The sequence below is a fragment of the Paenibacillus sp. Root444D2 genome (assembly GCF_001426375.1).
Classification (GTDB): domain Bacteria; phylum Bacillota; class Bacilli; order Paenibacillales; family NBRC-103111; genus Paenibacillus_E.
In genome coordinates this window covers 1-1,608 of sequence record NZ_LMEO01000048.1, presented here as the reverse complement: position 1 = coordinate 1,608, position 1,608 = coordinate 1, and the positions used below count along the sequence as shown (strand labels likewise).

The window sequence follows — 1,608 nt, the reverse complement described above, 5'->3', positions numbered from 1 at the left end:
AGGGGACCCACGCGTTCCCATCTCGAACACGACCGTTAAGCCCTCCAGCGTCGATGGTACTTGAACCGCAGGGTTCTGGGAGAGTAGAACGTTGCCAAGCAGAATACCCCTAGTGGGTATTTTTTTTGCCAGCCCGTAAACGGTTTACACATTAGGGCCCTTAGCTCAGCTGGTTAGAGCGCACCCCTGATAAGGGTGAGGTCGGTGGTTCGAGTCCACTAGGGCCCACCATTTAATTAAATTTATGGGGCCATAGCTCAGCTGGGAGAGCGCCTGCCTTGCAAGCAGGAGGTCAGCGGTTCGATCCCGCTTGGCTCCACCATATTCCCTGATAGCTCAGTTGGTAGAGCACTCGACTGTTAATCGAGTTGTCACAGGTTCGAGTCCTGTTCGGGGAGCCACTTTTGGAGAAGTGTCCGAGCGGCCGAAGGAGCACGATTGGAAATCGTGTAGGCGTCACAAGCGTCTCGAGGGTTCGAATCCCTCCTTCTCCGTTTCTTTAGATAAAGGAAAGACAATATGGCGGCGTAGCTCAGCTGGCTAGAGCGTACGGTTCATACCCGTAAGGTCGGGGGTTCGAGCCCCTCTGCCGCTACTAGATAAATTGGAGAGATACCCAAGTGGCTATAAGGGGACCCTCTGCTAAGGGGTTAGACTGCGTAAGTGGTGCGAGGGTTCGAATCCCTCTCTCTCCGTCGGTAAATTTTTTAAGTTTGGCCCGTTGGTCAAGTGGTTAAGACACCTCCCTTTCACGGAGGTAACAGGGGTTCGAGTCCCCTACGGGTCACCAATAATCCCCACAAAGTGACGTATAGCTGACGAAGCATATTCCGTCCGCAACGAGTGCTAACTCGTTCGGCGTCTAAACTTACCTTAATTTGCGGTCATACTTCTTGGCATGACTACGATAAGAGTTTAGACATTACTTTGCGTGGACCCCAATTCTTCATTCCTATTATGGAGGCTTAGCTCAGCTGGGAGAGCATCTGCCTTACAAGCAGAGGGTCGGCGGTTCGATCCCGTCAGCCTCCACCATATTTTGTATTACGCTAGTCATATCGCGGGGTGGAGCAGCCCGGTAGCTCGTCGGGCTCATAACCCGAAGGCCGCAGGTTCAAATCCTGCCCCCGCAACCAAACTCTTTCTGAGAGTTGTTTTACTTAGTGTGGAGCTGTGGTGTAGTGGCCTAACATGCCTGCCTGTCACGCAGGAGACCGCGGGTTCGAATCCCGTCAGCTCCGCCATTTTTTCAAAATGAATATGCCGTTGTAGCTCAACTGGTAGAGCAACTGACTTGTAATCAGTAGGTTGGGGGTTCAAGTCCTCTCGACGGCACCATAATTCCCAAAAAAAGTGATGCAAAGCTTTGTAGCAACGTCTATTACTTTTCCGGGGCACGGTAAGGTTTTAAATGTGGAGGCTTAGTGAAGTGGCTAAACACGGCAGACTGTAAATCTGCTCTCTTCGAGTTCGGTGGTTCGAATCCATCAGCCTCCATTCCAAACCATTGGGGATTAGCCAAGCGGTAAGGCAACGGACTTTGACTCCGTCATGCCAAGGTTCAAATCCTTGATCCCCAGTTCTTCACTTGAGTCATTAGCTCAGTTG

Annotated in this window: 13 tRNA genes and 1 rRNA gene; all 14 read left to right on the top strand. The window is 51.5% G+C overall.

Going from position 1 to position 1,608, the window contains the following annotated elements:
- Positions 1-100 (top strand): 5S ribosomal RNA (rrf, locus tag ASD40_RS27525); the annotation flags it as partial.
- A gap of 54 nt (positions 101-154) precedes the next feature.
- Positions 155-231: transfer RNA gene (locus ASD40_RS27520), tRNA-Ile, on the top strand.
- Between the two features lie 15 nt (positions 232-246).
- Positions 247-322 (top strand) — tRNA-Ala (locus ASD40_RS27515).
- Between the two features lie 3 nt (positions 323-325).
- A tRNA-Asn gene (locus ASD40_RS27510) sits at positions 326-401 on the top strand.
- A 5-nt stretch (positions 402-406) separates the two neighbouring features.
- A tRNA-Ser gene (locus tag ASD40_RS27505) sits at positions 407-494 on the top strand.
- A gap of 27 nt (positions 495-521) precedes the next feature.
- Positions 522-595 (top strand) — tRNA-Met (locus ASD40_RS27500).
- Between the two features lie 11 nt (positions 596-606).
- Positions 607-695: transfer RNA gene (locus ASD40_RS27495), tRNA-Ser, on the top strand.
- 20 nt (positions 696-715) lie between these two features.
- Positions 716-790, top strand: a tRNA-Glu gene (locus ASD40_RS27490).
- Between the two features lie 169 nt (positions 791-959).
- A tRNA-Val gene (locus ASD40_RS27485) sits at positions 960-1,035 on the top strand.
- 24 nt (positions 1,036-1,059) lie between these two features.
- Positions 1,060-1,136, top strand: a tRNA-Met gene (locus tag ASD40_RS27480).
- 31 nt (positions 1,137-1,167) lie between these two features.
- A tRNA-Asp gene (locus tag ASD40_RS27475) sits at positions 1,168-1,244 on the top strand.
- Between the two features lie 18 nt (positions 1,245-1,262).
- Positions 1,263-1,338: transfer RNA gene (locus tag ASD40_RS27470), tRNA-Thr, on the top strand.
- A gap of 77 nt (positions 1,339-1,415) precedes the next feature.
- Positions 1,416-1,497, top strand: a tRNA-Tyr gene (locus tag ASD40_RS27465).
- Positions 1,498-1,508: 11 nt separating this feature from the next.
- Positions 1,509-1,580 (top strand) — tRNA-Gln (locus tag ASD40_RS27460).
- Positions 1,581-1,608: the final 28 nt, after the last annotated feature.